Source organism: Micromonospora sp. 15K316, from assembly GCF_004348525.1.
Taxonomy (GTDB): domain Bacteria; phylum Actinomycetota; class Actinomycetes; order Mycobacteriales; family Micromonosporaceae; genus Micromonospora.
Map to the genome: position 1 here is coordinate 1 of NZ_SMKG01000410.1, position 1,438 is coordinate 1,438.

1 protein-coding gene is annotated in these 1,438 nt (G+C 70.6%); it reads left to right on the plus strand.

From position 1 onward, the window contains the following. The first annotated feature begins 367 nt into the window (after window positions 1–367). Window positions 368–1,366: a LacI family DNA-binding transcriptional regulator gene (locus E1211_RS32010; RefSeq protein WP_132353971.1), complete on the plus strand. Its 999-nt coding sequence runs from the start codon at window positions 368–370 to the stop codon at window positions 1,364–1,366. The last annotated feature ends 72 nt before the right edge of the window (window positions 1,367–1,438 follow it).

Sequence of the window (1,438 nt, forward strand, 5' to 3'; positions counted from 1 at the left end):
GGCCGGGGGTGGCAGGACAAGGAATCGATTTCTCGCTGCAGTAGCGATCAGGTTAGGCAGCCCCGGCGCGACGGTCAATCCTCAATGACCAAATGCCAGGTGGACTGCGTTGCACGTTGACAGCCACCCAGCTCGCTTCTATGGTCCTCGATCAGAAGTGAGTAAACGATTTCTCGCCCCGACCGCACGGCGGGCCCCATCGTCAGCGCGGGACGCCCCGTGCCCGACCGCCCGGCCGCGCCGGGCGCGGCCGGGCCACCGCGCGCTGTCGATCGGTGACTGGTCGTGCCGGGGCGGGCGTATCCTCGTTACCTTGCCATTCCGGGTCGCGGCGGTGCGCGGCCAGGAATCAACCGGACGGAGGCGAATGGCGACGATCTATGACGTGGCACGGCAGGCTCAGGTCTCGCCCGCGACGGTGTCGCGGGTCCTGAACGGACGTACCACCGTCGATCCAGCCATGGCTGCGCGGGTGCACCAGGCGATGCGAGACCTCGACTACCGCCCCAACGCCGTCGCCCGCAACCTGCGCCTGAGCCAGACCAGCCTCTGGGCGGTCATCATCTCCGACATCGGGAACCCGTTCTTCACCTCGATGGTGCGCGGGGTGGAGGACGTCGCACAGAGCGCCGGCTACTCGGTCGTCCTCTGCAACAGCGACGAGGACCCGGAGAAGGAGTCCCGGTACATCGCCGCCGCGCTGGCCGAACGGATGGCCGGGGTCATCATCTCCACCTCCGGCCGGTCGACCGCCATCAACCGGCTGGTCGAGGCGCGCATCCCGGTCGTCGCGATCGACCGCCAGCTGCGCGGCGTCACCATCGACACGGTCCTCGTCGACAACGTGCAGGGGGCCGAGATGGCCACCACCCACCTGCTCGACAACGGCTACCGGCGGGTCGCCTGCATCACCGGCCCGCGCCGCATCTCCACCGCCGCCCAGCGGCTCCGCGGCTACCAGCGTGCCCTGCGGGCCGGCGGCCACGAGGTGAACGACAGCCTCGTACGCTACGCGGACTTCCGCGAGGAGGGCGGCTACCAGGCCATGGCCTCGCTGCTCGACAGCGACAACCCGCCCGACAGCGTTTTCGCCACCAACAACCTGATGACCGTCGGAGCCGTCGAATGCCTCGTCGACCGCGGCATCCGGGTGCCGGCGGCGTTCGGCGTGGTCGGGTTCGACGACATCCCCTGGGCCCACCTGGTCAAGCCCTCACTGAGCACCGTCTCCCAGCCCACGTACGACCTCGGGCGGGCCGCCGCGGTGCTGCTCACCGAGCGGATCGCCAACCCGGCGCGGTCGCCGTCGACCGTCACCCTCAGCACCGGTCTGCAGGTGCGGGAGAGCTCCACCCGTCCGAGCTGACCGCCGCACGGCGGCGGCGCGTCACCTCGTGCGCCGCCGCCCGGACGGCCGGGGCGGATCGGGGGGTGGCAG

Coding starts and splice junctions, on each gene's coding strand:
- E1211_RS32010 (WP_132353971.1), top strand. CDS start 368: ATGGCGACGATCTATGACGTGGCACGGCAGGCTCAGGTCTCGCCCGCG.